The sequence below is a fragment of the Sphingobium sp. TomTYG72 genome (assembly GCF_055394715.1).
In genome coordinates, this window is record NZ_AP027336.1 from 1,645,601 (window position 1) to 1,670,822 (window position 25,222).

The 25,222-nt window shown below is 64.1% G+C and carries 26 protein-coding genes and 1 pseudogene; 14 read left to right on the forward strand and 13 right to left on the reverse strand.

What is annotated here, in order from left to right; genetic code table 11:
- Nucleotides 1–11 precede the first annotated feature (11 nt).
- From ACZ5U1_RS08280 to ACZ5U1_RS08300, 5 genes are read right to left on the reverse strand one after another with little or no spacing between them, the layout of a single operon-like run.
- Nucleotides 12–650, reverse strand: a complete 639-nt coding sequence (locus ACZ5U1_RS08280; protein WP_464777996.1) for a FliH/SctL family protein — start codon at nt 648–650, stop codon at nt 12–14.
- The gene (fliG, locus tag ACZ5U1_RS08285) at nt 643–1,656 is read right to left on the reverse strand and encodes a flagellar motor switch protein FliG (protein WP_464777997.1); all 1,014 of its coding nucleotides are present in this window, start codon (nt 1,654–1,656) and stop codon (nt 643–645) included. The genes ACZ5U1_RS08280 and fliG overlap by 8 nt, the downstream gene beginning before the upstream one ends.
- Nucleotides 1,649–3,385: a flagellar basal-body MS-ring/collar protein FliF gene (fliF, locus tag ACZ5U1_RS08290; protein ID WP_464777998.1), complete on the reverse strand. Its 1,737-nt coding sequence runs from the start codon at nt 3,383–3,385 to the stop codon at nt 1,649–1,651. Before fliF ends, fliG begins: the two co-directional genes overlap by 8 nt.
- 3 nt (nt 3,386–3,388) lie before the next feature.
- Complete coding sequence (gene fliE, locus ACZ5U1_RS08295) at nt 3,389–3,748, reverse strand: flagellar hook-basal body complex protein FliE (protein WP_464777999.1); 360 nt, start codon at nt 3,746–3,748, stop codon at nt 3,389–3,391.
- A gap of 12 nt (nt 3,749–3,760) precedes the next feature.
- Nucleotides 3,761–4,999: a sigma-54 interaction domain-containing protein gene (locus tag ACZ5U1_RS08300; RefSeq protein ID WP_464778000.1), complete on the reverse strand. Its 1,239-nt coding sequence runs from the start codon at nt 4,997–4,999 to the stop codon at nt 3,761–3,763.
- Between the two features lie 330 nt (nt 5,000–5,329).
- Between ACZ5U1_RS08300 and ACZ5U1_RS08305 the strand changes: the two genes are divergently transcribed.
- The 4 genes and pseudogenes from ACZ5U1_RS08305 to ACZ5U1_RS08320 all read left to right on the forward strand — a co-directional run bounded on the left by ACZ5U1_RS08305 (nt 5,330) and on the right by ACZ5U1_RS08320 (nt 10,925).
- Entirely contained in the window at nt 5,330–6,163 is an 834-nt protein-coding gene (locus tag ACZ5U1_RS08305; RefSeq protein ID WP_464779997.1) for a flagellin N-terminal helical domain-containing protein, read from the forward strand.
- Nucleotides 6,164–6,377: 214 nt separating this feature from the next.
- A complete protein-coding gene (locus ACZ5U1_RS08310; protein ID WP_464778001.1) occupies nt 6,378–7,862 on the forward strand; it encodes an OpgD/OpgG family glucan biosynthesis protein in 1,485 nt (494 codons plus the stop codon).
- Nucleotides 7,863–7,924: 62 nt separating this feature from the next.
- The gene (gene mdoH / locus ACZ5U1_RS08315) at nt 7,925–9,808 is read left to right on the forward strand and encodes a glucans biosynthesis glucosyltransferase MdoH (RefSeq protein ID WP_464778002.1); all 1,884 of its coding nucleotides are present in this window, start codon (nt 7,925–7,927) and stop codon (nt 9,806–9,808) included.
- Between the two features lie 111 nt (nt 9,809–9,919).
- A pseudogene (locus ACZ5U1_RS08320) lies at nt 9,920–10,925 on the forward strand (IS30 family transposase).
- A 36-nt stretch (nt 10,926–10,961) separates the two neighbouring features.
- On the opposite strand, the gene ACZ5U1_RS08325 reads toward ACZ5U1_RS08320, so the two are convergent.
- The 8 genes from ACZ5U1_RS08325 to ACZ5U1_RS08360 form a co-directional block, all read right to left on the reverse strand.
- The gene (locus tag ACZ5U1_RS08325) at nt 10,962–11,693 is read right to left on the reverse strand and encodes a sigma-70 family RNA polymerase sigma factor (RefSeq protein WP_464778003.1); all 732 of its coding nucleotides are present in this window, start codon (nt 11,691–11,693) and stop codon (nt 10,962–10,964) included.
- 13 nt (nt 11,694–11,706) lie between these two features.
- Nucleotides 11,707–13,827, reverse strand: coding sequence for a flagellar biosynthesis protein FlhA (gene flhA / locus ACZ5U1_RS08330; RefSeq protein WP_464778004.1), 2,121 nt, complete (start codon nt 13,825–13,827; stop codon nt 11,707–11,709).
- Nucleotides 13,828–13,836: 9 nt separating this feature from the next.
- Nucleotides 13,837–14,658, reverse strand: a complete 822-nt coding sequence (locus tag ACZ5U1_RS08335) for a lytic transglycosylase domain-containing protein (protein ID WP_464778005.1) — start codon at nt 14,656–14,658, stop codon at nt 13,837–13,839.
- Between the two features lie 175 nt (nt 14,659–14,833).
- Entirely contained in the window at nt 14,834–15,142 is a 309-nt protein-coding gene (locus tag ACZ5U1_RS08340; protein WP_464778006.1) for a hypothetical protein, read from the reverse strand.
- An 8-nt stretch (nt 15,143–15,150) separates the two neighbouring features.
- Nucleotides 15,151–15,429 carry a flagellar biosynthesis anti-sigma factor FlgM gene (flgM, locus tag ACZ5U1_RS08345; RefSeq protein WP_464778007.1) on the reverse strand — a complete coding sequence of 93 codons (279 nt, stop codon included), beginning with the start codon at nt 15,427–15,429 and terminating at the stop codon, nt 15,151–15,153.
- Nucleotides 15,430–15,474: 45 nt separating this feature from the next.
- A complete protein-coding gene (locus ACZ5U1_RS08350) occupies nt 15,475–15,957 on the reverse strand; it encodes a flagella basal body P-ring formation protein FlgA (protein WP_464779998.1) in 483 nt (160 codons plus the stop codon).
- A gap of 125 nt (nt 15,958–16,082) precedes the next feature.
- Nucleotides 16,083–16,574 carry a flagellar motor protein MotB gene (locus tag ACZ5U1_RS08355; RefSeq protein ID WP_464779999.1) on the reverse strand — a complete coding sequence of 164 codons (492 nt, stop codon included), beginning with the start codon at nt 16,572–16,574 and terminating at the stop codon, nt 16,083–16,085.
- On the reverse strand, nt 16,574–17,242 hold the full coding sequence (locus ACZ5U1_RS08360; protein ID WP_464778008.1) for a MotA/TolQ/ExbB proton channel family protein: 669 nt from the start codon (nt 17,240–17,242) through the stop codon (nt 16,574–16,576). Before ACZ5U1_RS08360 ends, ACZ5U1_RS08355 begins: the two co-directional genes overlap by 1 nt.
- 261 nt (nt 17,243–17,503) lie before the next feature.
- On the opposite strand from ACZ5U1_RS08360, the gene flgB reads away from it, so the two are divergent.
- The 10 genes from flgB to flgK all read left to right on the forward strand — a co-directional run bounded on the left by flgB (nt 17,504) and on the right by flgK (nt 25,217).
- On the forward strand, nt 17,504–17,875 hold the full coding sequence (flgB, locus tag ACZ5U1_RS08365) for a flagellar basal body rod protein FlgB (RefSeq protein WP_464778009.1): 372 nt from the start codon (nt 17,504–17,506) through the stop codon (nt 17,873–17,875).
- Between the two features lie 2 nt (nt 17,876–17,877).
- Complete coding sequence (flgC, locus tag ACZ5U1_RS08370) at nt 17,878–18,288, forward strand: flagellar basal body rod protein FlgC (RefSeq protein ID WP_464778010.1); 411 nt, start codon at nt 17,878–17,880, stop codon at nt 18,286–18,288.
- Nucleotides 18,285–18,944, forward strand: coding sequence for a flagellar hook assembly protein FlgD (locus ACZ5U1_RS08375; RefSeq protein WP_464778011.1), 660 nt, complete (start codon nt 18,285–18,287; stop codon nt 18,942–18,944). The genes flgC and ACZ5U1_RS08375 overlap by 4 nt, the downstream gene beginning before the upstream one ends.
- A gap of 42 nt (nt 18,945–18,986) precedes the next feature.
- On the forward strand, nt 18,987–19,850 hold the full coding sequence (locus ACZ5U1_RS08380) for a flagellar hook-basal body complex protein (RefSeq protein WP_464778012.1): 864 nt from the start codon (nt 18,987–18,989) through the stop codon (nt 19,848–19,850).
- Nucleotides 19,851–19,967: 117 nt separating this feature from the next.
- The gene (locus ACZ5U1_RS08385; protein WP_464778013.1) at nt 19,968–20,711 is read left to right on the forward strand and encodes a flagellar basal body rod protein FlgF; all 744 of its coding nucleotides are present in this window, start codon (nt 19,968–19,970) and stop codon (nt 20,709–20,711) included.
- Between the two features lie 70 nt (nt 20,712–20,781).
- The gene (gene flgG / locus ACZ5U1_RS08390; RefSeq protein ID WP_464778014.1) at nt 20,782–21,570 is read left to right on the forward strand and encodes a flagellar basal-body rod protein FlgG; all 789 of its coding nucleotides are present in this window, start codon (nt 20,782–20,784) and stop codon (nt 21,568–21,570) included.
- Between the two features lie 149 nt (nt 21,571–21,719).
- A complete protein-coding gene (locus ACZ5U1_RS08395) occupies nt 21,720–22,334 on the forward strand; it encodes a flagellar basal body L-ring protein FlgH (RefSeq protein WP_464778015.1) in 615 nt (204 codons plus the stop codon).
- Between the two features lie 98 nt (nt 22,335–22,432).
- Nucleotides 22,433–23,575 (forward strand): flagellar basal body P-ring protein FlgI, encoded by a 1,143-nt coding sequence (locus ACZ5U1_RS08400; RefSeq protein ID WP_464780000.1) that lies wholly within the window; start codon nt 22,433–22,435, stop codon nt 23,573–23,575.
- On the forward strand, nt 23,575–23,886 hold the full coding sequence (locus tag ACZ5U1_RS08405) for a rod-binding protein (protein WP_464778016.1): 312 nt from the start codon (nt 23,575–23,577) through the stop codon (nt 23,884–23,886). The genes ACZ5U1_RS08400 and ACZ5U1_RS08405 overlap by 1 nt, the downstream gene beginning before the upstream one ends.
- The gene (gene flgK / locus ACZ5U1_RS08410) at nt 23,883–25,217 is read left to right on the forward strand and encodes a flagellar hook-associated protein FlgK (protein ID WP_464778017.1); all 1,335 of its coding nucleotides are present in this window, start codon (nt 23,883–23,885) and stop codon (nt 25,215–25,217) included. The genes ACZ5U1_RS08405 and flgK overlap by 4 nt, the downstream gene beginning before the upstream one ends.
- Nucleotides 25,218–25,222: the final 5 nt, after the last annotated feature.

A 25,222-nucleotide genomic window follows, 5' to 3' on the forward strand; every position in this document is an offset into this window, starting at 1 on the left:
CCAAACCCCCTTCATGAACGGCCTTCCATATCGTCCATCAGCGCGCGCAGGCGCGACAGGCGCACGTCCGGGCCATCCTCAACCCAGCCGTCGGCAGTTTCGAGACGTACACAGCCACGATGCATGGCAGGGTCGCCGACCATCTTGAGGCCCATGGCTTCCCCTTCCAGCATCGCCGCATCTTCGGGATGCAGGTGCAGTGCGCTCTTGTCCTCATTATCCTCGATGAAGGCAGCAACAGTGTCACAACGCTGGACCAGCCGTTCGATGTCGATCTCCACCTCGCCCACGATCTGCTCGACCAGGCGAACGACGGCAGCGGACAACATGGTGGACAGCATGCCGCTGGGTGCGGGCGTCAGCAGTTCCAGCGCTTCGGCCAGACGTGCGCGCGCTTCGGCATCGGCGGCGGCGGCGTCCCCGACCACCCGGCATCCTTCATCGAAGCCAAGGGTGAAGGCTTCCATCCGCGCCTGCTCCAGCAGGTCATCGTCGGTCATCGCAGGGATGGCGTTGTGCATCGTCATGCCGGGCGACGCCGCCCCGTCGGCATAAAGGCTACGAAAGCTTCCGTTCTTCACCTGACCCATGCCGCCCAGCGGAATGCTGGCGACATCCAGGCTGCTGTCTGCGTCCCAGACCTTAAACAAAGTCGTTCCCCTTGCCACCCAGCATGATGGTGCCTGCGTCAGCCATGCGGCGCGCGGTGGCGATGATCAGCTTCTGCGCCTCCATCACCTCTGCAAGGCGAATGGGTCCGCGTTCCTCGATTTCGTCGGCGATCGCTTGGGCCGCACGGGCGGACATGGCGCCGAAGATCTTGCCCTTCAGCATCTCGTTCGCGCCCTTGAGCGCCACGACCAGCACGCTGCTGTCGATGGTGCGCATCAGCGTGCCCATATTCTTGTCATCCATGTCGATCAGGTTATCGAACACGAACATCTCTTCTTCGATGGTCTGCGCGATCATCTTGTCGCGCTTGGCCACCGCCTTCATGATCCGCTGCTCATTTTCCTTGCGGACATTGTTCATGATCGCGGCGGCTTCGATCGTCCCGCCGCGCTGCGATGCCGCGCCCTGCTTCTTGGAGGTCGAACCGCGCAGCAGTAGTTGTTCAAGGTCATCGAGTGCTTCGTTCGACACGGGACCGAGCGTCGCGATGCGATAGACGATCTCTTCCTGATATTCTGACGGAAGCAGTTGCAGCACATCGGCGGCGACCGGGGCTTCCAGATGAGCTAAGACGATCGCCATGATCTGCGGATGCTCCGCCTCGATCAGCGCCGCGACTTCCTTGGCGTCCATCCACTTCAGCATTTCCAGCTGCGTCGAACGGGTCGGCGGCGTGATGCGCGCCAGGATGGTTTCAGCACGCTCCTCGCCCAGCGCCTTGGTCATCGCACCGCGAATATGGCGGGTCGCACCATAGCCGATGGTGGTGCGCTTCTTCGCCTTGGTCACGAAATGGTCGAGCGCTTCGTTGACTTCCTCGACCTGAACGTCGGCGACGTCGTACATCGCGTAACCGAGCTGGCGGACTTCGTCGGGCTCCAGACGGGAGAGGATCTGCGCGGCCTCATCCTCATCGAAGAGCATCAGGAGGACGGCGGCGGCGGCGCTACCCTTAATCGCAGCAGCTTCCATGGCTTCAGCCATTGTCCTTCTTCCCTTCCTTCAGGAGGTCGCGGACGACAAGGGCGGCGCGATCGGGGTCCTGCTTCACGAAATTGCGAATGAGGTCGGCGCGCTGCGCATAGTCATAAGTGGAGGAGATCATGTCGAGCGTCACGGCCTGACCGCCCGCAGGAGCCACGCTGGCCTGACGCCCGATCTCGGTCGAAATCTCCCGGCCGATCTTCTGGCCCTGCGCGGCCATGTTGGCGGCGGCGGCTTCCTGAGCGGCGGCGCGGCGCTTGAGCAGCGGGCGGCCGATGCCGAAGATGACGAGCAGCGCGACGGCGAGAGCCGACAGGTTGCGCACCAGCGGCGAGACCCAATCGGCCTCATACCAGGGGGCCACCACTTCTTCGGCCTTCACGAAACTGCGCGAGGACAGGGCCACCACATCGCCGCGAGCCTGATCGAAACCGACCGCGCCCTTCACCAACGCTTCCAGAGCAGCGATTTCCTGCGCCGAGCGGGGCTTGCCGTCCGCGCCATTGTCGAGCGCGACGGCAACCGACAGGCGCTTGACGGTGCCGACGGCATCCTTGGTGACGGACACTTCACGACCCAGCTCGAAGCTCCGGTTGAAGGTTTCCTCGGTCTTCATCGGCGCGTTGGCGGGGGTCGCGGGCTGATTGGCCTGCGTGCCCTGGCTGACGGCCTGGCCGTTGGGATTAGTCTGCGTGACGGTCGGGTTGACCGGCGCCTGATTGCTCAGCGCGCCCGGAACACCGCTTGCCTCGCCGCCTGCACCCTGACCGCGCGGATCGGATGCCCATGTCCCCTGCTCGGTGCGAAGGCGCGCCTCATCCTGCGGGAAGCTTTCGCGGGTCGCCTGACGTTCGGCGAAATTGAGTTCGGCGCGCACCTCAGTCGAGAATTTGCCCTCGCCCAGGATCGGGGTCAGCAGCGCGATCACCGACTGGCGATAGCGATCCTCGATCTTGCCCTGCACGGCGAGTTGGCGATCATCGGCGGCGTTGCCGTCATTGTTGCTGAGCAGGCGGCCATTCTGGTCCACCAGCGAAATCTGGTCGGGGCTGAGTTCCGGCACCGACGAGGCGACGAGGTGGACGATCGCGCTCACCTGCGCATCGGTCAACGTACGGCCCGAAGCCAGACGCAGCATGATCGATGCCGAAGGCTTGGCGCGATCCCGCAGGAAAACGCTGGGCGGTTCAACGGCGAGGTGGACCTTGGCGCTCTCGACGCTGTCGATCGCCTCGATCGTGCGGGCAAGGTCCATTTCGCGGGCGGAACGGAGCTTTTCGCCCTCCACCGCGCGGCTGGCGCCCATCGGCAGGCTGTCGATCATGCTGTTGCCGTCGGGCGCGCTCTTGGGCAGGCCCTGCGCGGCGAGCATCATCTTCGCCTTGAAATAATCATCCTCGGACACGGTCATCGCGCCCGACTTGTCGAAGTCATAGGCAAGACCGCTCTGATCCAGCACCTGCGCAACCGCCGACTTGTCGGCATCGGGCAGGCCACGGAACAGGTCACGCTGCGGCGGTTCGCGGAGCGCAAGCCAGGCAGCGCCAGCCGTGGCGACGACGCCGAGCAGGCCGAGCAGCGGCAGGCTCTTCGCCACTGCGGGCTGCCTGATGAAGCCGGTGAAGCGCGCCTTCAGCGCATCGGCGCCCTTCGCGCCACCGAAACCGGCGGAGCTGGTGGCGGGGAGAGCGGCGGCGCCGCCATCGAGGGTGAGTGCGTTCTCGCTCATGGATTATACCGGCATGCTCATGATGTCCTTGTAAGCGGACAGGAGTTTGTTGCGGACCTGAAGGGTCGCTTCGAAGCTGACCGACGCCTGCTGCTTGGCCAGCATGACGGCGGCGATATCAGTCGTTTCGCCCCGTTCGAAGGCGGAAGCCGCCTCGCCTGCCCGGCTCTGCAGGCCGTTGACCTGCTGCAATGCGGAGTTGAGCGCTTCGGTGAAGCCACCGGGCTTGGTGCCCTCGGCTCCGCCTACACCCACGCCGCCGCCGACCGTGCCGGTCTGGGCAACGTCGCGGAGAGCCGCGTTCTTCTGGAGGATGGCGTTGCGGATCGCCATCACGTTGTCAGTCGGGGAAATGCTGGTCATGCCTTACCTCCCTCAAGCCGCTGCAAGTTCGCGCATCTCGGCAAGCCGGTAGCGCAGGGTGCGTTCTGAAATGCCGAGCTTGGCGGCGGCAGCGGCGCGATGGCCGTCCGTTTCGCGCAGCGCGGCGCGGACTGCCTCCAGTTTCGACTGGTGAGCGACGTCGCGCAGGCGAACCGGCTCGACCGGGGCAGGCGCGCCGACGATGCGCAGTTGCGGCGCACCGGCGATGTGCAGGTCTTCGGCATCGATCCGCTCCCCATCGCGCAGCACGATAGCCCGCTGAAGCACGTTACCCAGCTCACGGGCATTGCCCGGCCAGACATGGGCAGCCAGCTTTTCCAGCGCGGCGGCGGTCGGCCACACGAAATCCTGATGACGCAGCAGCATGGCGGCGGCGATCGCGGTCACGTCGCCAGCACGCTCGGCCAGCGGACGCAGTTCCAGCGGCATGACGTTGAGGCGCCAGTAAAGGTCCTCGCGGAAGCGCCCGGCGGCGACTTCGGCGGCGAGGTCGCGGTTGCAGGCGGCGATGATGCGGACATTGACCGGCACCGGATGGGTCGCGCCGACGGGAAGGACTTCGCCTTCCTGCAACGCGCGGAGCAGCTTGGCCTGAAGCGGCAGCGGCAGTTCGGCGATTTCGTCAAGGAACAGAGTGCCGCCGTCAGCCGCGAGGAACAGGCCGTCCGAAGCGTTTGCCGCGCCGGTAAAGCTGCCCTTCTTATGACCGAACAGCATCGCTTCCATCATGGTTTCGGGAAGCGCGGCGCAATTGACGGCGATGAAGTCGTGGGAAATGCGGCCCGACTGGGCATGAAGGAAGCGCGCCATGCCTTCCTTGCCCGTGCCGGTGTCGCCCTGGATCAGGACGGTGGCGTCGCTGCGGGCAACCCGGCCAGCCAGCGTCATCAGGCGGGTGCTGGCGGCGTCCCCTACTGCCGGCACGCTCGCCGGGCGGGCCAGCTCAGCGATCAGGGCAAAGGCGAAGGCCATATCCTCAAGACCGAATGCCACTCGGGCGGGCAGGCCGTTGGCGGCAGGCACCAGCGAAGGCGCGCCGTCGATCAGGTTGATCAGAATGTCGCGATGGGTGGCATGGCCAATCTCGGTAGCCAGCAGCACACGGCGATCGTCACGTTCGCGCGGCGCCTGCGCATCGACGATGCGTACCATGTAAAAGGCATTTTCCAACCAGTGCTGCAACCCCGGAACGAGGGCGCAGACTCCTCGGCTGACGTCTAACGATGCCATGAAAGTCCCCAATCATTTGGCCGGATTGTGCCCCCGCACATTCCAACCCCCCTTCGATACTCCGACAATTGCCCTTCGCATGGTTATCATCTGGTTAATGCGGCAATTACCATGTCGCCGGGCGGCAATTTTCTTCCGCTTTGCCGCCGCTCCAGTCCGGCTTCTAATAGGTGCGCGCGCGTAGAAGCCCCGGATTTCCTGGCATTTTTAACTTTTCTCAAAAAAATCACGCTCAGCCCTAAAAGCTTTTTTCGCGCCGCCGTTATCCCCTTTCGAGGCCGCAAGCATCCTGATGGCAGCGACCTGATAGGAACAAAGAAAGGGAATATCATGACTGTTATCGGAACCAACTCTTCTGCAATGCGCGCCGCCAACGCTTCGGCTCTCGCAGGCAAGTCGCTGAGCACCGCCATGGAGCGCCTGTCGAGCGGCAAGCGCATCAACAGCGCCAAGGACGACGCAGCGGGCCTGGCGATCAGCTCGCAGATGACCTCGCAGATCAAGGGCATGACCCAGGGCATCCGCAACGCCAACGACGGCATCAGCCTTGCGCAGACCGCTGAAGGCGCGCTGGGCGAAGTCACCAACATGCTGCAGCGTATCCGCGAACTGGCCGTCCAGTCGAAGTCGGAAACCTACTCGGCCACAGACCGCACCAACCTGAACGCTGAAGCAACCGCGCTGAAGACGCAGATCACGAGCGTCCTCGCCACCACGGAATTCAACGGTGTCCGCATCTTCAACAGCGACGCAGCTCCGGCGACCACCTACACCGCCCAGGCCGGCGACATCGACATCCAGGCTGGCGCGAACGCCGGTGACGTCGTGAACATTGCATTTGGTGCCCTGGCTGACCTGACCACCTCCGATGTCACGACCTCGGCGCTGGCCGCCGCGACGCTGACCGCTGCGGACACCGCGCTGAAGGCAGTAGCAACGACCCGCGCTTCGCTTGGTGCAGCGCAGAACCAGCTGGAATCGACGGTCAACAGCCTGACCAACAACATCACGAACCTCAGCGACGCCCGCAGCCGCATCGAAGACGCCGACTTCTCGGCCGAAACGACTGCCCTCGCCAAGTCGCAGATCCTGAACCAGGCTTCGACGGCGATGCTCGCCCAGGCGAACCAGAGCCAGCAGAACGTCCTGAAGCTGATCCAGTAATCCGGTTCAGCACCTCAAATTGACCGGCTGGGGTATTGGTCACCTTACAGTCAGTCACGGGAACCCGGCACACCAACGTCCCCACCACGCCGGGCAACCAACCTTCGATCGAACGGCCAGCATATCGAAGCCTCCGTCCCCCCGGGCGGAGGCTTCACCGCATTTTGGTCCGCTTAGGCTTGCAATGTGCGATCATGCGCCCATCATTACGGCCATGATGAAGATTGACCGGCGCGCAATGATCGCCGCCTCAGGCGCCACCCTTCTCCTGCCCGGATCGGCCCTGGCCCAGCAGGGTCGCGAGCGCTTTTCATGGGAAATTGTGATCGCCCGCGCCCAAAGGCTCGCGCGGCAGCCCTATCGGGAAACGCCGCATCATCCCGGCGCTCGCAGGGTCGATTATGACGCCCTTTACAAGGCGCGCTTCCGGGAAGACCGGACGATCTGGGGCAATTTGCCGGGCGACACCGGGGTGCAACTCTTCCCGCTCAGCGCCTCGGCCGAACAGCCGGTCGAAATCGAGCTGATCGAAAACGGCCGCGCCACTCCGCTTCGCTACGACCCCAACATCTTCGATGCGCCTGCCGACAACGCCGTACGCCAGCTTGGCCCCGACGCAGGCTATGCCGGGTTCCGCGTCATGAATGCGGCGCGCAACGGCGACTGGCTGTCCTTCCTCGGGGCCAGCTATTTCCGCTCCCCCGGCGCTACGAAACAGTTCGGGCTTTCCGCGCGCGCGATCGCCATCAACACCAGCATACAGGGCAAGGAGGAGTTCCCCCGCTTCACCCATTTCTGGCTCGAGCGCACCGGCCGCAGCAGCATCACAATCTATGCCCTGCTCGACGGCGCCTCCATCACGGGAGCCTATCGCTTCGTAAGCGAGCTGACCCCACAGGGCGTGCGGCAGAATGTGGACACCGCCCTGTTCCCCCGCCGCGCAATTGCCGAACTTGGGCTGATGCCGATGACCAGCATGTTCTGGTATGATCAGGCAAGCCGCGCGTCGCGCACCGACTGGCGGCCAGAAATCCATGATTCCGACCTGCTCGCGATCAGCAGCGCCGATGGCACAATTCATGCGCGTCCACTCATCAATCCGTCCACCCCGCGCGTCGATGTCTTTGCCGAACGCAATCCCGGTGGCTTTGGCCTGATGCAGCGGGACCGGAATTTCGACCATTATCAGGATGACGGTGTATTTTACGAACGTCGGCCTTCGCTCTGGGCCTCTCCGCGCAAGCCATTCGGCGCGGGCCAGGTGCGGCTCTACGAATTTCCCACGACCAGCGAATATGTCGATAATGTCTGCGCCTATTGGACCCCAGCGACCGCAGTGCGCGCGGGCGGCAGGATCACCGCGAGCTATCGGCTGGACTGGTTTTCTGCCGGAGGACCGGCAAAAGGGACGGCGATGCTCAGCAATGTCTGGACGGGTCAGGCGAGTGAAGCGGGCGTGGACCGCCTTATCCTCGACTTTTCCGGCGTTGCGCAGGATGCCCGGCCGGACATCTGGGTCGATACGGCGGGCGCTGCATTGGTCAGGAAAGGCGGCTATCCCGTCCTTCATCAGCCCGGCCTTTTCCGGGTCGCGCTCGATCTACGGCGGGATGGCGGCAAAGCGGCCGATATCCGTGTCCAGCTTCGCTCAGGCAATGCCGCGCTCAGTGAATATGTGCATTATCCGCTCGGCGCTTGACGAAACCGGCGGGGACCGGGCGCGTTGTTGCGCTCGTTACGACTACAGAACGGAAACACAAAATGGCAATCAGTAGCGGGCAGAACAGCGGCGAAGCGGCACAGGCCGCCACGCGCGGGTTCGAGCATGTGCCCGCCGAAATGCCGCTTACCATGCCGGAACAGGATTTCCGGGAGCATCCGCGTGACTTCCCTCATCGACCGCTGAATATCGACCAATGGGCGCGGCGTATGCTGGTCGTGCTGCTGGCTTTGCTTCCGGCGTCCATGGCGGCTCATGATATGCGCCGGTCCATCGGTCTGGACGGCATTTCCCTGTGGGAGGGCGTCTATCTCGCCCTCTTCATTCCACTTTTCGCCTGGATCGCCTTTGGCTTCGCGACCAGCTTGATCGGCTTTCTGACGCTGACGATGGGGAAAGGCCCCGGCGCGCAGCCCCATCGCGCACTGTTCGCTACCCCGATCCGGGGCCGCACCGCCGTGCTTCTACCCGTCTGTAATGAAGATTTCCTGGGCGTCATGGGCCGCCTTTCGATCATGGAGCGCTCCCTCGCGCAGGTGATGGGCAATGAACGCTTCGAATTCTTCATCCTGAGCGATTCCAACCCCGCCAATGGCGAGATTGAGCGACAGGCCTATATGGAAATGCGCAAGGGCTTCTCGCGCCCAGTGCATTACCGCCGCCGCGCGCTCAATATCGGTCGCAAACCGGGCAATATCGCGGAATGGGTACAGCGTTTTGGCGGCGGCTACGACTATATGATCGTGCTGGACGCGGACAGCGTCATGAGCGGCCAGACAATGGCCCGGCTCGCGCTCGACATGGAACGGCACCCGCATGTTGGCCTGATCCAGACAGTGCCGACGCTCGTCGGCGCGACCACCTTCTTTGCACGCTGGCAACAGTTCGCCAGCCGCCTGTTCGGCCCCATTTCCGCGGCGGGCATGATCTGGTGGGCAGGGTCGGAAGGCATGTTCTGGGGCCATAATGCCATCCTGCGCACCAAGGCTTTTGCACAAAGCTGCGGCCTGCCCGAACTGCCCGGCCGCGCGCCATTTGGCGGTCACATCATGAGCCATGACATGATCGAGGCCGCGCTGCTCCGTCGGCGCGGCTGGGACGTTCACATGGTGATGGCGGACGACAGTTTCGAGGAGTTTCCCCCTTCCCTGCCCGACCTAGCCACCCGCGACCGGCGCTGGTGCCAGGGCAATATCCAGCATGTGCCGCTCATCCCCAGGATCAGGGGGCTGCATCTGGTCAGCCGCTTCCAATTGCTGGTCGGCGCATCGGCCTATTGCACGTCGCCGCTCTGGCTCGCGCTGATGCTGGTGGTGCTGGGCGGCGCGCTGGCTGGCGTGTGGCCGCCGAGCGCGATCCTGCCATCGGGCGGCCTTCTGGCGCTGACGGCGGTGCTGCTGTTCGGTCCCAAATTGCTGGCGATGGGATGGGCGATGGCCGATCCCGCCCGCCGCATCGGCTTTGGCGGAGCAGCCCGCATGAGCCGGGGAGTCATCGCCGACATCGCGCTTTCGATCCTGATGGCGCCCGTCAGCATGTTGACCCAGACGATCAATCTGTTCGGCATATTGATGGGCCGGAAAAGCAGCTGGAGCGGCCAAATCCGCGACCGCGACGGCATGTCGATCGCCAGCGCCATCTGGCTATTCAAATATCATATCATGCTGGGCGGCCTGCTGACCGTGCTGGCGATCAGGGGCGGAACATCGGTTGGATGGATCATACCGGTAGTCGCTGGCTTGGTGTGTGCCCCGTTTCTAGCCGCGCTCACCGCCCGCAAGGATCTGGGACACAAGGCAGAACGGAGCGGACTATTCCAGGTGGCTGAGCCATGGTGGCGGGCAAAAAGCTATCGCCCGCCTCATTATCCCGAGCAGGTGCGAGGGACGGCTCCGCTTCAGCACGCGGCGGTGAACGATCGTTAGTCAAAACCTTCATCCCAGCGAAAGCTGGGATCTTGGTCGAGATCGCGCTGCGCCTCCTGAGATCCCCTGAGTTCACGGAACAAGTGCAACACCTGCTAGGGTGTTGTTGCGATGGGACAGAGATATGGCCAGCTCAGCCTTGAGGAGCGGATCGAGATTTACCGCCTGCATGCAGGCGGTAAATCGCAAAGAGCCATAGCGGCGCATCTCGGGCGGGCACCGGCTACGATCAGCCGCGAACTGCGGCGCAACAGCGTGCGAACCAAGGTCTGGCCCGGTGGCTATGAGCCTGTCCGCGCCCAGCAGCTTGCCGAACGCAGGCGCCGATGGGGATTGCCGCTTCAAGCTGGAACGCCAACCGGACCTGCGCGGCCTTGTGAGGGACGGCCTTGCGATGGGATGGTCCCCCGAGCAGATCGCAGGCCGATTGACGCGCGAGCACGGTCGCACCCTCATCAGCCCTGAGTCAATCTACCGCTTCATCTACCACCGTTCGGCACAGAAGGATTATTGGCACCGCCTGCTGCCGCGCGCCCGGCACAGGCGCGGTCACCCTGTCCCTACCGGCGGGAGCATGCTCGACATCATCAAGCATCGCCGCTCCTTGAGCGAGCGCCCTCCTGACGCCGATGATCGGCAAAGCCCAGGCCATTGGGAAGCCGATTTCATGCTCTTTGCCCGCTATGGCCAGGCCATCCTCGTCGCCCATGAACGCGCCTCCCGGTTCACGATCATCCACCGGCCACAGGATCGAAAGGCCCGCAGAACCGCAGGCCATCTGGCGGACATGCTGGCCGACCTGCCCCAAACCCTCCGACGCTCCATCGCCTTTGACAATGGACCCGAGTTCGCCCGGCATCACCAGCTCGCAAGCCAGATCGGCATCCAGACCTTCTTCTGCGATGTCCGATCACCCTGGCAAAAAGGCGGCGTCGAAAATGCCATCGGACGCCTGCGTCGCAGCCTGCCGCGCAAAACCAACCTCGATGCCATCACCCCCGATGACATCCTCGCTGCCATACAGCGATACAATCATACGCCAAGAAAATGCCTCGACTTCCTTACTCCCGCAGAGGCATTCTCACGCTTCAATCCAAATGTTGCACTTCAAACGTGAATCTACATGCCAGCATTCGCTGGGATGACAACTATGCTAGTCCCACTCGCGCAGCTTTTCACGCAGCTTGTCGAGCGCGGCTTTCTTGATCTGGCACACGCGGGCCGCGCCAATGTCGAGCGCCTGACCGATTTCCTCCAGGTTCAGTTCCTCGACAAAATAGAGTTGCAGCACCATAGCTTCACGCTGCGGCAGTTCCCCGATGCAGTTGGCGAGCGCGGCCTTGAGCGATTCCCGCTCCATCACGTCATCGGCGCGGTCTTCCACGTCGGCGAACCACATGGACTGGTCGGAATAGACCTCGTCCATGCTGGTGTGCTGGACCATCTCGCAACTGTCGGCGAGTTCGCGATAGGCCGCTGCCTCCATGCCCATGGCGCCCGCCATTTCGGCTTCGAGCGGCGCGCGGCGCAATTGCTGTTCGAGCCGATTGCGCACGGCAGCAAGCTGCTTGCGGTTCGCCATCGCCGACCGGGCGATCGTCGCGCCGCGCCGCAGATGATCGATCATCGCCCCGCGCACACGCATCTGCGCATAGGAGGCAAAACCCAACCCCCGGTCTTCAAAACTGTTGGCGGCTTCCACCAGCGCGACCATGCCGATCTGCAGCAGGTCTTCAACCTCCACCGCGCTCGATACGCGGCCATGCACATGCCACGCGATCTTGCGCACCAGCGGCATATAGCGACGGGCGAGTTGTTCGGGGCTGTTGTTCGACCGGCCGTAAGTATTGGCGTCGGAACCGGCGATGACCTTATTCATGAACATGGGTCAGTTATCCTCAGGCGACGCGTTCGCGAGTGGGAAGCGGATCGTGACGGGGTGCGGGACGCTGTTCACCGCCGACGACGGCGACGACCTCCACGCCCTTGCCATCGGGAATTTCCAGGAAGGACAGCACCGGCGTTTCCGGCAGATGCGGCTTGAACAGGCGGGCGAGCGCGCGGCGAGCAACCGGCGAGGTCACGATGGCGAAATTACGCGCCTGCCCCATGATCGGCCGCGCAGCCTGCACCACCGCTTCGATGATGCGGTTGGCGAGCGCCGGTTCGATCGGATGCTTGGCATCGCCAGCGACCCGCATGGCTTGGGCGAGCAGCGCTTCCAGATCGCCATCCAGCGTAATCACGGGCAGCGGCATCTTCACCGGCACAAGGCCCTGAATGATCAGCGCGCCAATGCGCTGGCGGACGGCTTCGACCAGCTGCTCATGGCTCATGTCGGGCCGTGCGGCATCGACCATCGCCTCGCAGATGCGGCGGAAATCCTTGAGCGCGATGCCTTCGGAGAGCAGCGCACGGCACAGCGCGGAAATCTGGGTCAGGCTGAGCGTGCCGGGCGTCAGGCCATCAACCAGCTGCGGCGCGGCGTCCTTCAAATTGTCGAGCAGCTTGCGCGCTTCGTCGAGGCCGAACATCTCGCTGGCGTTCATGGCGATCAGCTGGTTGAGATGCGTCGCGACGACCGTCGGCGGATCGACCACGGTATATCCCGAGACCACAGCCTCGCTGCGCTTGGCGTGGGAAATCCACACCGCGTCCAGGCCAAAGGTCGGGTCCTTGGCCTCACGCCCGGACACCACGCCTTCCAGCGCTCCACTGTCGAGCGCCAGCAGATCGTCGGGGAAAATCTCGTCCTCACCAACGACGACGCCAGCGATGGTGATGCGGTACTGATTGGGCTCCAGCGCCAGATTGTCCTTCACGCGGACCATCGGCACGACGAATCCCAGCTCCTTCGACAGCTGGCGGCGGATGCCCGTGATGCGGGCCATCAGCGGCGCGCCCTTGCGCTCATCGACCAGCGAAATGAGGCCATAGCCGATTTCGAGGCCGAGGATCGCGCCGTCCGAAACGTCATTCCATTCGATCAGCGCCGGGTTGGCCGGTTTCGGCATCGGCGCAGGCTCGGCGGCCTTGGCCTTCGCGCTCTTGCGCAGGGTCCAGGCGATGTAGCCCGCAATAGCCGCTGCGGGCAGAATGATCATGTGCGGCATGCCGGGCAGGATGCCGAGGAAGGTCAGGATCGCGGCGACCGGCGCCCAGGCCTTGCTCGATCCGAACTGGCCGGTGATCTGGTCCGAAAGCTCCTGCTCGCTGCCTACGCGCGTGACGATGGCGGCGGCGGCGATGGAGAGCAGCAGCGCCGGAACCTGCGCCACAAGCGCGTCGCCGATGGCGAGGACGATATAGGTCTGCGCGGCTTCGCCCATCGACAGGCCATGGCTGACCACGCCCAGGATGATGCCGCCAACGATGTTGATGGCGAGGATAAGGATGCCCGCGACCGCGTCACCCTTCACGAACTTGGACGCACCGTCCATCGAGCCATAGAAATCCGCTTCGGTCGCGACTTCGCGGCGGCGGACCTTGGCTTCTTCGGGCGTCAGCAGACCGGCGTTCAAGTCGGCGTCGATCGCCATCTGCTTGCCGGGCAAGGCGTCCAGGGTGAAGCGCGCGCTGACTTCCGACACGCGGCCCGCGCCCTTGGTGATGACCACCAGGTTGATGATCATCAGGATCGCGAAGACGAAAATGCCGACAACATAATCGCCGCCGATCAGGAAGTGGCCGAACGCTTCGATGACATGCCCCGCCGCGTCCGATCCCTCATGCCCCTGCACCAGCACGACGCGCGTCGATGCCACGTTCAGCGCCAGCCGCAGCAAAGTCGCGAACAGCAGCACCGTCGGGAAGCTGGAAAAATCGAGCGGCTTGGCCGCGTTCAGCGCCACCATCAGCACCGCCAGCGAGATCATGATGTTGGTGATGAAACCAACGTCCAGCATGAATGCGGGCACCGGCACCATCATGAACAGCACGACCATCAGCGTCGCGATGGGCAGCACGGCCCCCTTGGCGGCGCTCATCCAGATCTTCGCTTTGACTTGGGCGGGAGTCATATCGGGCCGTTACCTTCCGAGGGTGGCAAGCATGAGATAGGCGAGGCGCGCGGTCTGCGGGTCCGGCCGGACGCTGACGTCGGCGGCGGTCGCGAGGCGCTGTGTTTCGATCCGCACATAATCGGCGGGCTGCACCGTCTTCGCGCCTTCCGGCAGCGAATTGGCGGCATATTGGATGGGTCCGGTGTCGAGCGAATCGATGCCGCGCTGGAGCTTCGACGCGAAGCGATCGCGAATTTCCGCAAAGCTGCGGGCATTGCCGGAGCGATCGTAGAAGATCGAGCGGTTCGCCCGCGCGGCGGCAGGGAACATCGACGCGGCGGTGGCATCCGGTGCGCGATCATGCACGGACAGGAACTTGCTGGCACCACCGACGCCAAGGAAATGCGCGAGGTAAAGATCGACCGGCTCGGCTTCGCGGCCAAGGCGCTGCTCCAGATAGGCCTTGTTGTCGGCGGCATGCTGCGCGGCCATGACGGACGCGGTTTCGGGATGGTTGCGCAGGTCCAATATCTGCTGGCGCATTTCCGGATCGGCGACATAATAGCGGCCATTCTGGCCCCGGCTGATCATGTCGGCGGCCCAGCCAAGCCCATATTCGCTGCCATGCTTGTCGATGACGGCAAGCCAGCTCTGATCGACAAACTGGTAAAGGCCCCGCGCCGAGGACGTGCTCGCGCGCGCCATGGGATTGAGGCTGCTTTCGATCTTGGCCTGGCCCAGCAGATAGGCGAAGTCCACGCCCGTCCTGCGGCTCGCCATGGCGATCGCGTTCGTCACGCGATTGCCGGTCGAAGCGCCTGTCGCTGATATGTCTGCAAAAGCCGACAAATGAAAAATCCCCGTTGGTACCGGGGACCATTAGAGCAAGGGTTATGCCAAGATTTGGTTAACGCGCGCTCCATAAATGTTGATGGCGCGTTCAGCATGTAAGAAAAAAGGGGCCTCTGGGGCGCCCTTGTTTCTTGTTCATCGTGCTCCTGCGAAGGCAGGAGCACTGGGAAAATCAGCGCCCGTAAACCAGCGGAGCCTGCGTCGATCCATGCGCCGCAAGCAACGACAGCCGCTGCCCGGCATGATCGGTCAACACATTGATTCGCACCCGCGCCGCCTCGATCAGGGGAAGCAAGGACGTCACCCGCTCCCGAATAGCCTCGTCGGCGCGCCATGCGCCGATAGCGCGCACGGCGGCCGCGCTCTGGCTCACCCGGCTGGCGGCGGCATCGATCGCCACTGCGTCAGTGCCGTCAAGCGCCGCGCGCAGCTCCTCGAAGGCCGAGAAAAGATCATCCAACGCTGCAAGGCCGAGCGGCATGGTAAGCCTTAACCGTTGATCGGCAGGTCGAGCGCAAGCATCTTGTCGGCGATCGCGGCCGGATCGACCGGATAATTGCCCGACGCGATGGCTGCCTTGATTGCAGCGACGCGGTCCATATCGACCGGCGCGCCTTCCGCAGCCATGCGGGCAGCAGGGCTGACCGACGCCGAAAATGACGACACGCCTACCGATCCCTTGTCAGAAGAGGCGCGCGTCTTGCCGCTGTCCCGCAACCGGGAAGCCTCTATGGCGGCACTCATATTCTGGCCGACAGATTTGATCATGGCTTACAATCCTTCACTCGTCCCAACTATCTATAACGGCAGGGTTCAAAAATCATTAAATCCCGGAATGCGCACCGTGCCCATTTCCACGACCTGCGCCAGAACCGGCGCTGCTTTCTTGTCCTCGCGCACGCGGATGGTGTCACCCACTGCGCCATCTTCATCTGCGATCATGACGCGCGACACGCTGAAACTGGCGTTTCCCGCAAGCAATTGCACCGGATCGCCGCGCTTCACCACCATGTCACGCTGAGCCGGGCGAGCCACTGCGCCGTAGCGTGCCACTGGCGCAGCAGCCACGCCGCCGCCGCTCAACGGTACGCGTATGCGCCAGCCGACTGCATCGCATTTCACTATCGCCGCCCCGAATGTCGGGCCTTCTACGCTAGGCGTCGCCGGGCAGGAGGCCAGCCGCAGCCGGCGGTCGACGGGCGCGATTGGGCCGCCCGGCTCGCCGATATTGGCGCCGACGGTCATCGCGACCAGCCCGTCAAGGCGATCGAGATTCTCGAATTTCTGCTGTGCCATTGCAGGCTGACCAGCGGCTGCGGCCAGCGCAACGGCGGCTAAAAAGGGCAGCTTGTTCACAGGACGTCTCCGGATGCGAGCAGATTCATGCCACGCATTAAGCATCCGACATGGCTAACAAGTCGTTAATGCTGCCCGGCAGCCTCGCCGATGCGGATCACCTGGCCCTTGCCCGTGCCACCGTCTATCTGGTCGAGGCCACGGATGCGCAGCCGATCCTGGCTAAGCCCCTGCGCCTTTAATTCGCGCGCCACCGCGCCCAGCCGAGCAGCGGCAAGATCCCACGGATCAAACCGCCGCCGCGCCGGGTCCGTGCCCAGGCTGCTGATGTCGATCCGGTCTCCGCTGGTCCGCAAACCAGCCGCGACTTTAGCGACGGCCGCCCTGCCCTGATCGGATAGCAAGGCTTCGTCCGGCAGGAACAACTCCGCCGCGCGCAGCTCCATATCCTTGGCGACCGCGCGGCCGCCAAATTGCTGACGAACCTGCGCCAGCATGGCGTCGCGCTCCCGCCCGCTCGCTTGCAACAGGATGAAAAAGCCGAGCAGCAGCAACAGCAGGTCAGCGAAACTCACCGCCCAGCGGTTGCGCCGGGCTTGCGACGCAGCAGCGATCATCACGCTACCTCGCGGATGGATGCCCGCAGCGTCGTCACATTCTCGCGCCGCGCGATGGCGACCATGCGGCTGGCCGCTTCCTTCTGCCAGGCAAGCTCGCGCTCCGACAGATCGGCAAGGCGGCTCGCGATAGGCGCGGCGATGACGTTCGCGATCACCACACCGTATAGCGTCGTCAACAGCGCGAGCGCCATGGACGGCCCCAACGCCGCCGGATCATCCATCGCCGCGAACATGCCGATCAGGCCCAATATCGTGCCCGCCATGCCCAGCGCAGGCGCGGCGTCGGCAATCGACAGCCACATATTGCGCGCGCCCGCATGACGCCGCGCTCTGTCGGCCAGCGCCTGCGCCGCCCAAATCTCGAACTGTTCGGTCTTTTCGCTATTGGCGAGCCGCCGCGCCGCTTCAGCCAGGAAAGGATTGGCGGTCTTCACCCGATCGGTGCAGGCAAGCCCGCGCAGCTGCGCGACCTGGTCGATCTTCAGCAAGGCCGCGCGCGCCGTCGCCTGGTCCTTGTCCGGATCGGCGCGCAGCAGCGGCGCCAGCGCAGCCAGACCGCGCCCTATCGCCGGTCCGCCATTCTGGAACAGCGCTACCGCCCCCACCCCGCCGATCATGATGAGCAACGTCAGGGGATCAAAAAGCTGCGCCAATAGTCCGATCATCAACCAGTCCCCCACTCACCCGGATCACCAGCGGCAAAGCCTTGCCCAGCGGCGGCAAAATTTTGCCGCCCCTGCCGCCGCCTTCCCGCACACCCAAGGATTTCCGCCGTTTCTGCACATGCCGATGCGTCACCCACGCAAATTGGCACGGCTCTTGCGAATACCCGTTCGGATCACCCGCGGTTCACGCCATCAGGGCTCAGAACGGCGGAGGAACCACAAACTTTAGGCCCTCATGGGCAAAAAGACGGAAAGACGGAAATGTCGCTGGAAGACGGATTGTTCGGAGTACATGGAAAGGCGCTGGCGCTTCGCTCGCAGCGCCTGTCCCTGCTCGCGTCCAACATCGCGAACGCCTCGACCCCGGGCTACAAGGCGCGGGACATCGACTTCGACGCCGCGCTCAAAGAAGCGACGACGCGCCAGCAGGGCAGCGGAATCGCGGATGTCAGCAAGGCGGTCGAGGAAAGCATGGGCTATCGCGTGCCGCTTCAGCCCAGCCTTGATGGCAACACCGTCGAACTCAGCACCGAACAGACGCTGTTCGCTGAAAACGCCGTCAAATACCGCACGACCCTCTCCTTCCTTGAGGGCCGCATCAACACCATCAACCGCGCCCTGAAGGGAGAATGAGCATGAGCGGCTCTGGCCCCATGAACGTCTTCGACATCGCCGGCCGCGCCATGAGCGCGCAGCTGGTGCGCTTGAACGCCACCGCTTCCAACATGGCGAACGCGGGCAACGTTACCGGCAGCGAGGCGTCCGCCTATCGCGCCATCAAGCCGGTTTTCGAATCGGTCACCGACAAGCCTGGCGTGTCCACCGTGAAGGTCGCCAACGTCATGACGACCGACGCCAAGCCGACCAAGCGCCACGACCCCAACCACCCCCTCGCCGACGCGAACGGCGATGTGTGGGAAGCGGCGGTCGATAGCAGCGCGGAACTGGTCGACATGATCGAGACCGCCCGCATGTACCAGAATAATGTGCAGGTGCTGAACACCGCCAAATCCCTCATGCTCGAAACCATAAGGATCGGCAAATGAGCACGACCTCCACTGTCACCGACAGCGCGGGCCTTACCGCTTATAATCCGTACAAGAATGTCGGCACCGGCAAGGCAGAAATGGGCCAGGCCGATTTCCTGCGCCTCCTCACCGCGCAGATGCAGACGCAGGACCCCTTCGCGCCGATGGATAACGCGCAGATGGTCGCGCAGATGGCGACCATCACCAACTCCAGCGGCATCGCGGAAATGAACCAGACGCTGAAAGGCCTCGCCTCACAGTTGACCGGTTCGCGCCTGGGCGACGCGGCAAGCTGGATCGGCAAGTCGATGCTGGTGCAAAGCAACATCGTCGCGCCCGACGCTTCCGGCCAATATATCGGCCAGGTCAGCTTCAAGGACGCGACGAGCGGCGCGACCGTCGATCTGCTCGATGGCTCGGGCAATGTGCTCAAGACCATCGATCTTGGCAATCAGCCTGCGGGCGACGTCAACTTCTATTGGGACGGCAAGAATGATGCCGGGGAGCGGGTCGCAACCGACGCGCTCAAGATCCGCGTCAACGGAGCCTCCCCCATGCGCGTCGCCAGCTGGGCGACCATCGCCGCCGTCCAGTCACCCGCAGACGGCAGCGCCTCCAAACTCATCACCGCATTGGGCACCTACAGCCCGTCGGACGCCATTTCACTCGCCTAACTCACCCATCACTCAAATCCTTTTCACCCAAGGAGCAACGCCATGTCCTTCTACATCTCGCTTTCCGGCCTGAAGGCCGCACAGACCGATCTGGCCACCATCGCCAACAACGTCTCCAACGTGAACTCCACCGCCTTCAAAAAGAGCAAGGCCGTGTTCGGCGACATCTTCGCCGCCGCGCCGATGCAGACGACCACGCAGGTCGCCGGTCAGGGCGCGCGCGTGCAGGGCATCACCCAGCAGTTCACGCAGGGCACGATCGAGGGCACCGACAAGACGCTCGACCTCGCCATCACCGGCGAAGGCTTCTTCACCGTCAAGCGCACCGGCGACAGCCAGGTCAGCTTCACCCGCAACGGCGCCCTGTCGCTGACCGAGGACCGCTACGTGGTCGATACGACCGGCGCGCGTGTTCAAGTGATCCCCGTCGATCCCACAACCGGGCAGCCCAGCGCGGCGATCGCTGCTGGCCTTGCGGGCGGCACCCTGACCTCCGCCGATCTCACCGACCTTCAGGTCCCCACCAACTGGCCCGCAGGCGGCACCGGCAACCAGCTGAACAGCGTCGGCGTGGGCAAGGACGGTCAGATCACCGGCGTCTATGCCGATGGTTCGACCGTCTATCTTGGCACCACGGCCATGGCCGCTTTCAACAGCCAGGACGGCCTGCGCCAGATGGGCGACGCGCACTGGACGTCTACCTCGGCCAGCGGATCGCCCCGCTTTGGCACCGGCAACAGCGGCCTCTACGGCTCGGTACGCTCGGGCGCGCTCGAACGCGCCAATGTGGACATCACAGAAGAACTGGTCGCCCTGATCTCGGCCCAGCGCAACTTCCAGGCAAATTCGAAAGCGATCGAAGCGGCCAACACGCTGTCGACCACCATCGTGAACATGCGCACCTAATAGCAAGGCGCAGGGATGCTCACGCATCCGCGCCTTGGCTACGCTCAGGCCCCGCGCGGGCTTCACCGGGTTTCACGAAACCCGGTCAGCCCGCTGCGATAGCAACAGGAAAAACCCATGGACCGGCTCGTCAACACGGCACTCACCGCAATGCGCGGCGCGATGGCGCGGCAGGCGGCGATTTCCAACAACCTCGCGAACGTCAACACGGTTGGCTTCCGGGCGGAGATCGCCAATGCAGAGACGCGCTGGATCAAGGGCGATGGTTTCGACACACGGGCGCAAGCGTCCGAACAGGTGATCGCCGCCGACATGGCGCAAGGCGCGGTCATCGAAACCGGCAATCCGCTGGACGTGGCCATGAACGGCGATGCACTGCTCGCCGTTCAGGCCGCGGACGGTAGCGAAGCCTATACGCGCCGTGGCGACCTCAAAGTCTCCGACAGCGGCCTGCTCACGACCGGCGACGGCCTGCCCGTCCTGGGCGAAGGCGGCCCCATCACCCTGCCCCAGATGGACAGCGTCTCCATCTCGCAGGACGGCAGCATCTGGGGCGTTCCCCAGGGCGGCGACCCGGCAAACCCGCAGCGCGTCGATGGCCTGAAGCTCGTCCGCGCAGTCGGCTCCAGCATCGCCAAGGGCACCGACGGCCTCTTCCGCGAAACCAACGGCGGCGTGCTGCCGACAGACCCACTCGCGACCGTCACTGGCGGATCGATCGAAGGCTCCAACGTCAACGCCACTTCGGCGCTCGTACAGATGATCGAAGCAAGCCGCGCCTGGGAAACCCAGGTGAAGCTGATCGACACCGCCAAGCAGCTGGATGACGGCGGCGCGTCGCTCATGCGGCTAGATGGTTAATTTGGCACGAACCTTGCTTTTCGTTGAGCATAGCCATTGGGCAAGCCTGACGGCATCACGGAGTTAGACCATGACCAACGCAGCCCTTCACGTCGCCCGCACCGGCCTCGACGCGCAAAACACGAAGATGCGCGTGATCGCCAACAACCTGGCGAACGTCAACACGACCGCCTTCAAGCGCGACCGCGCCGATTTCGAAACGCTCGCCTACCAGCAGATGGTAGCCGCAGGCGCCAATTCGGACAGCGAAAACAAGTTCGCGACCGGCCTTAACCTCGGCTCGGGTGTCGCGATGCAGGGCACCAGCAAGATCAACACGCAGGGCACGTTGCAGCAGACGGGCAATGCGCTCGATATGGCGATCGAAGGATCGGGCTTCTTCCAGGTCCAGCGCCCGGACGGCACCACCGCTTATACCCGCGCGGGCAATTTCAGCACCACGGCCGAAGGCGTCGTCGTTACCAGCGACGGCCTCCCCGTCGTGCCGCAGCTCACCGTGCCACAGGGCGCGACCGGCATAACGATCGGCAATGACGGCACCGTCACCGCCACGCTGCAGGGCCAGACCGAACCGACCCAGCTCGGCCAGATCGAACTGGCAAGCTTCATGAACCCGGCGGGGCTTCAGCCGATCGGCGGCAACCTGCTGACGGAAAGCGCCGCCAGCGGCACGCCGCAGGTCGGCGTCGCTGGCCTAGACGGTCGCGGCGTCATCCGTTCCGGCAACCTCGAAACCTCGAACGTCAATGTGGTCGAGGAACTGGTCGACATGATCGAAACGCAGCGCGCCTATGAGGTGAACAGCAAGATGATCAAGGCGACGGACGAAATGCTCCAGTACGTCAACCAGCAGCTGTGAGCGGACGCATGACCTCTCCCCACACACCGTTCGCCCTGAGCTTGTCGAAGGGCTCTACTTCTTCTTCAAGAAAGGGATGGGCTTCGACAAGCTCAGCCCGAACGGCTGTTTTGTTTCTAGGCACACTCACCCTAGCCACCACCCCGGCAATGGCCGGCAAAAAGCGCGACGCCGAGCGGCAATTTTTTGCCCCCACCATCGTTGCCGCCCCTGCCGCTCCTCCGGCGAACGGCTCGATCTTCCAGGCATCGATGGGCTACACCCCACTCACCAGCGGCGCGCGGGCGCAGAGCGTTGGCGACATCATCACCATCGTGCTGGTCGAACGCACGCAGGCCACCAAGACCAACTCGGCCGACACGAGCCGCAGCGGCAGCATCGGCCTGACGCCCCCCAGCACCGGCCCCCTCTCCAAGCTCTTCTCCGCCAGCGACATCGCGGCGAGCGGCGATCAGGGCTTCACCGGCAAGGGCAACGCCACCCAGTCCAACGCGCTCAACGGCGAAATCACCGTGACGATCGCGGCGGTCTATCCCAACGGCACGATGCTGGTGAAGGGTGAGAAGGCGCTGACGCTCAACCGCGGCGACGAGTATATCCAGATCAGCGGTCTCGTCCGTCAGGCGGACATCAGCCCGGACAACCGCATTGCCTCGACCCGCGTGGCCGACGCCAAGATCATCTACACCGGCAAGGGCGAGATCGCCCGCGCGAGCCGCCAGGGCTGGCTGCAGCGCTTCTTCTCGATGATCAGCCCCTTCTGATGGAGACCGGCAGAGCCATGACCCGCCTTACTAACCCCGTCATCCCCGCGAAGGCGGGGACCCATCTCCCAACCTATCAGCTGGGGGCAAGGCAGGAGATGGGTTCCCGCCTTCGCGGGAATGACGAAGGAGCGTTAGGCAAGTTCGCGCGGCACGTCATTCTGGCCGTCCTCGCCGTCTTGGCCTTCACAACGCCCGCCCATGCCGAACGCATCAAGGACCTGGGCACCTTTCAGGGCGTCCGCCCCAACCAGCTGACCGGCTACGGCATCGTCGTCGGCCTCGCAGGCACGGGCGACGATAGCCTCGACTATGCGACGCAGGGCGTGAAGGGCATGGTCTCGCGCTTCGGCCTGACCCTGCCGCAGGGCATCAACCCCGCGCTCAAGAATGCCGCCGCCGTGCTGGTAACCGCCGACCTTCCCGCCTTCGCCAAGCCCGGCCAGCGCCTCGACGTAACTGTCTCAGCCCTCGGCAAGGCCAAGTCGCTGCGCGGCGGCACGCTCATCATGACGCCCCTGCGCGGCGCGGATAACGAAATCTACGCCATGTCGCAGGGCAACCTTGCCGTCGGCGGCCTCGGCGTATCCGGCGCGGACGGCAGCCAGGTTTCCGTAAACATCCCGTCCGCTGGCCGTATTCCCGGCGGCGCGACGGTCGAGCGCGCGGTCGCAACCGGCTTCGACACCGCGCCGACCCTCACCTTCAACCTCGCCGAAGCCGACCTCACCACCGCCCTGCGCGTGGCGGACGGCATCAACCGCACCTTCGGCGACAACCGCGCACGCGCGACTGACGCCGTGTCGGTCGACATCACCGCCGCCCCCGGCGCGACCGATCGCATCATGATGATGGGCATGATCGAAAATATCGAGATCAAGCCCGCCGATGCGCCCGCCAAGGTCATCGTCAACGCCCGCACCGGCACGGTCGTCATCAACGGCGCGGTCAGGATCCATCCGGCCGCCGTTGCGCACGGCAAATTGACCGTCAGCGTCAATGAAAGCCCGCGCATCGTCCAGCCTGCGCCCTTCTCTCGCGGCCAGACCGCCATGGAGCCTTCCAGCTCGATTTCGATCGATCAGGAAAAGAAACCAATGGTTAATTTTAAAGGTGGAGCCTCGCTGGCCGATATAGTGAAAGCGGTGAATGCCATCGGAGCATCCCCCGCCGACATGGTCGCGATCCTCGAAGCCTTGAAGCAGGCGGGCGCGATGAAGGCTGAACTGGTGGTGTTGTGATGCAGATCAATGCAATTTCCCAAGGGTTTCAGCCCAGCGCGTCAGCCGAAAAGGCGCAACTGAAGGAGGTCGCCAAGCAGTTCGAGGCGATTTTCCTGCGCCAGATGATCGGCACCATGCGCCAGTCTGGCGGCGGCGAAGGCATCTTCGATTCAAGCGCGACCGAACAGTTCCGCGACATGTCCGACGCGCGCACCGCCGATACGATGGCGGAAAAGGGGGCGCTCGGCATCGCGGAAATGCTGCTGCGCCAATATGAAAGCCGCACGCCCAAAGCGCCAGCCGCGCCTACACAGGCTAAAGGCGAATGAGCGACCTCTTCATCATCGGTGCTTCGGGCACAAAAGCCTATCGTCAGGCGATGGCCGCGATCTCGGAAAATATCGCGAACGCCAGCACTGAAGGCTATTCGCGCCGCTCGCTGACGACTGTTGAGTCCGGCTCCTCTACCGCGACCATGGCGACCTACATCGCGCGCGCCAATTTCGGCGGGACCGAGGTGCAGGGCGTCAACCGCGCTGCCGATCCCTATCTGGATGCGGCGGTACGCTACACCGGAATGGCGCTCAGCAACTCCACCGCACGGCTGCGCTGGATGACCGATCTGGAAGGCGCGCTGAACGATACGGACACCGGCATCGGCAAGCTGATGACGGGCATGTACCAGAATATGGACAAGCTCGCCGCCAGCCCCAGCGACCGGTCGCTGCGCGTCACCACGCTCGACAGCATCAGCCGCGTGGCCGAAGCATTCCAGCGGACCTCGGCCGACCTCGCGCAGGTATCCAGCGGCATCGCCACCGAAGCGACGGCGTCGGTCGAGACCATCAACCGGTCGCTGTCCCAACTGGCGGAAATCAACAACAGCCTGCTCCGCGCGCAACCCGGCACATCGGCCTATGCGCAGTTGCTGGATGGCCGCGACGCGGCGCTGAACACATTGTCGGCCAATTTCAATGTCGATATCAGCTTCGGCGCGCATGACGTCGCGACGATCAGCTATAATGGCACGACGATCGTGCAGGGCGACAGCGCGACAGCGCTGGCGCTGACCGTCAACGCGAACGGCACGCTGGCCTTGGCTACGGCTGGCGGCACGGCGCTGACCGCACCGTCGAACGGGACGCTCGGCGGCCTCTTTTCCTCGGCGGTCACGACGGCGCAGCGCCGCACAAGCCTGGACACGCTGGCGCAGCAGTTCGTGACGGACATGAACAACTGGCATGCGCAGGGCCGCACCGATGCCAATGCGGTGGGCGGCGCCCTCCTGTCCGGGACAACGGCGGCGACCGTCACCGCGCTGATCACTGATCCGGCCGCGCTTGCGACCAGGTCCACGGACGGGACGCTGAACGGCAACCTGCTTACCGTATCCACCGTGCTGCGCGGCAATGGCAGCGTCGAGCAAGGCTGGACCTCCATCATCGCGACGCAGGCGAACCTGCTCGCGTCCGTCAAGGCTGAACAGACCACGGCGCAGGGCCGCAGCGATCAGGCGATCGCCGCGCGCGAAGCCGTGAGCGGCGTCGATCTCGACATGGAGGCGGCCGAACTCCTCCGTTTGCAGCAAGCCTATTCAGGCTCGGCGAAAATCCTTCAGATCGCGAAGGAAACCGTCGATGCGATCCTGCAACTCATCTAAAAAGG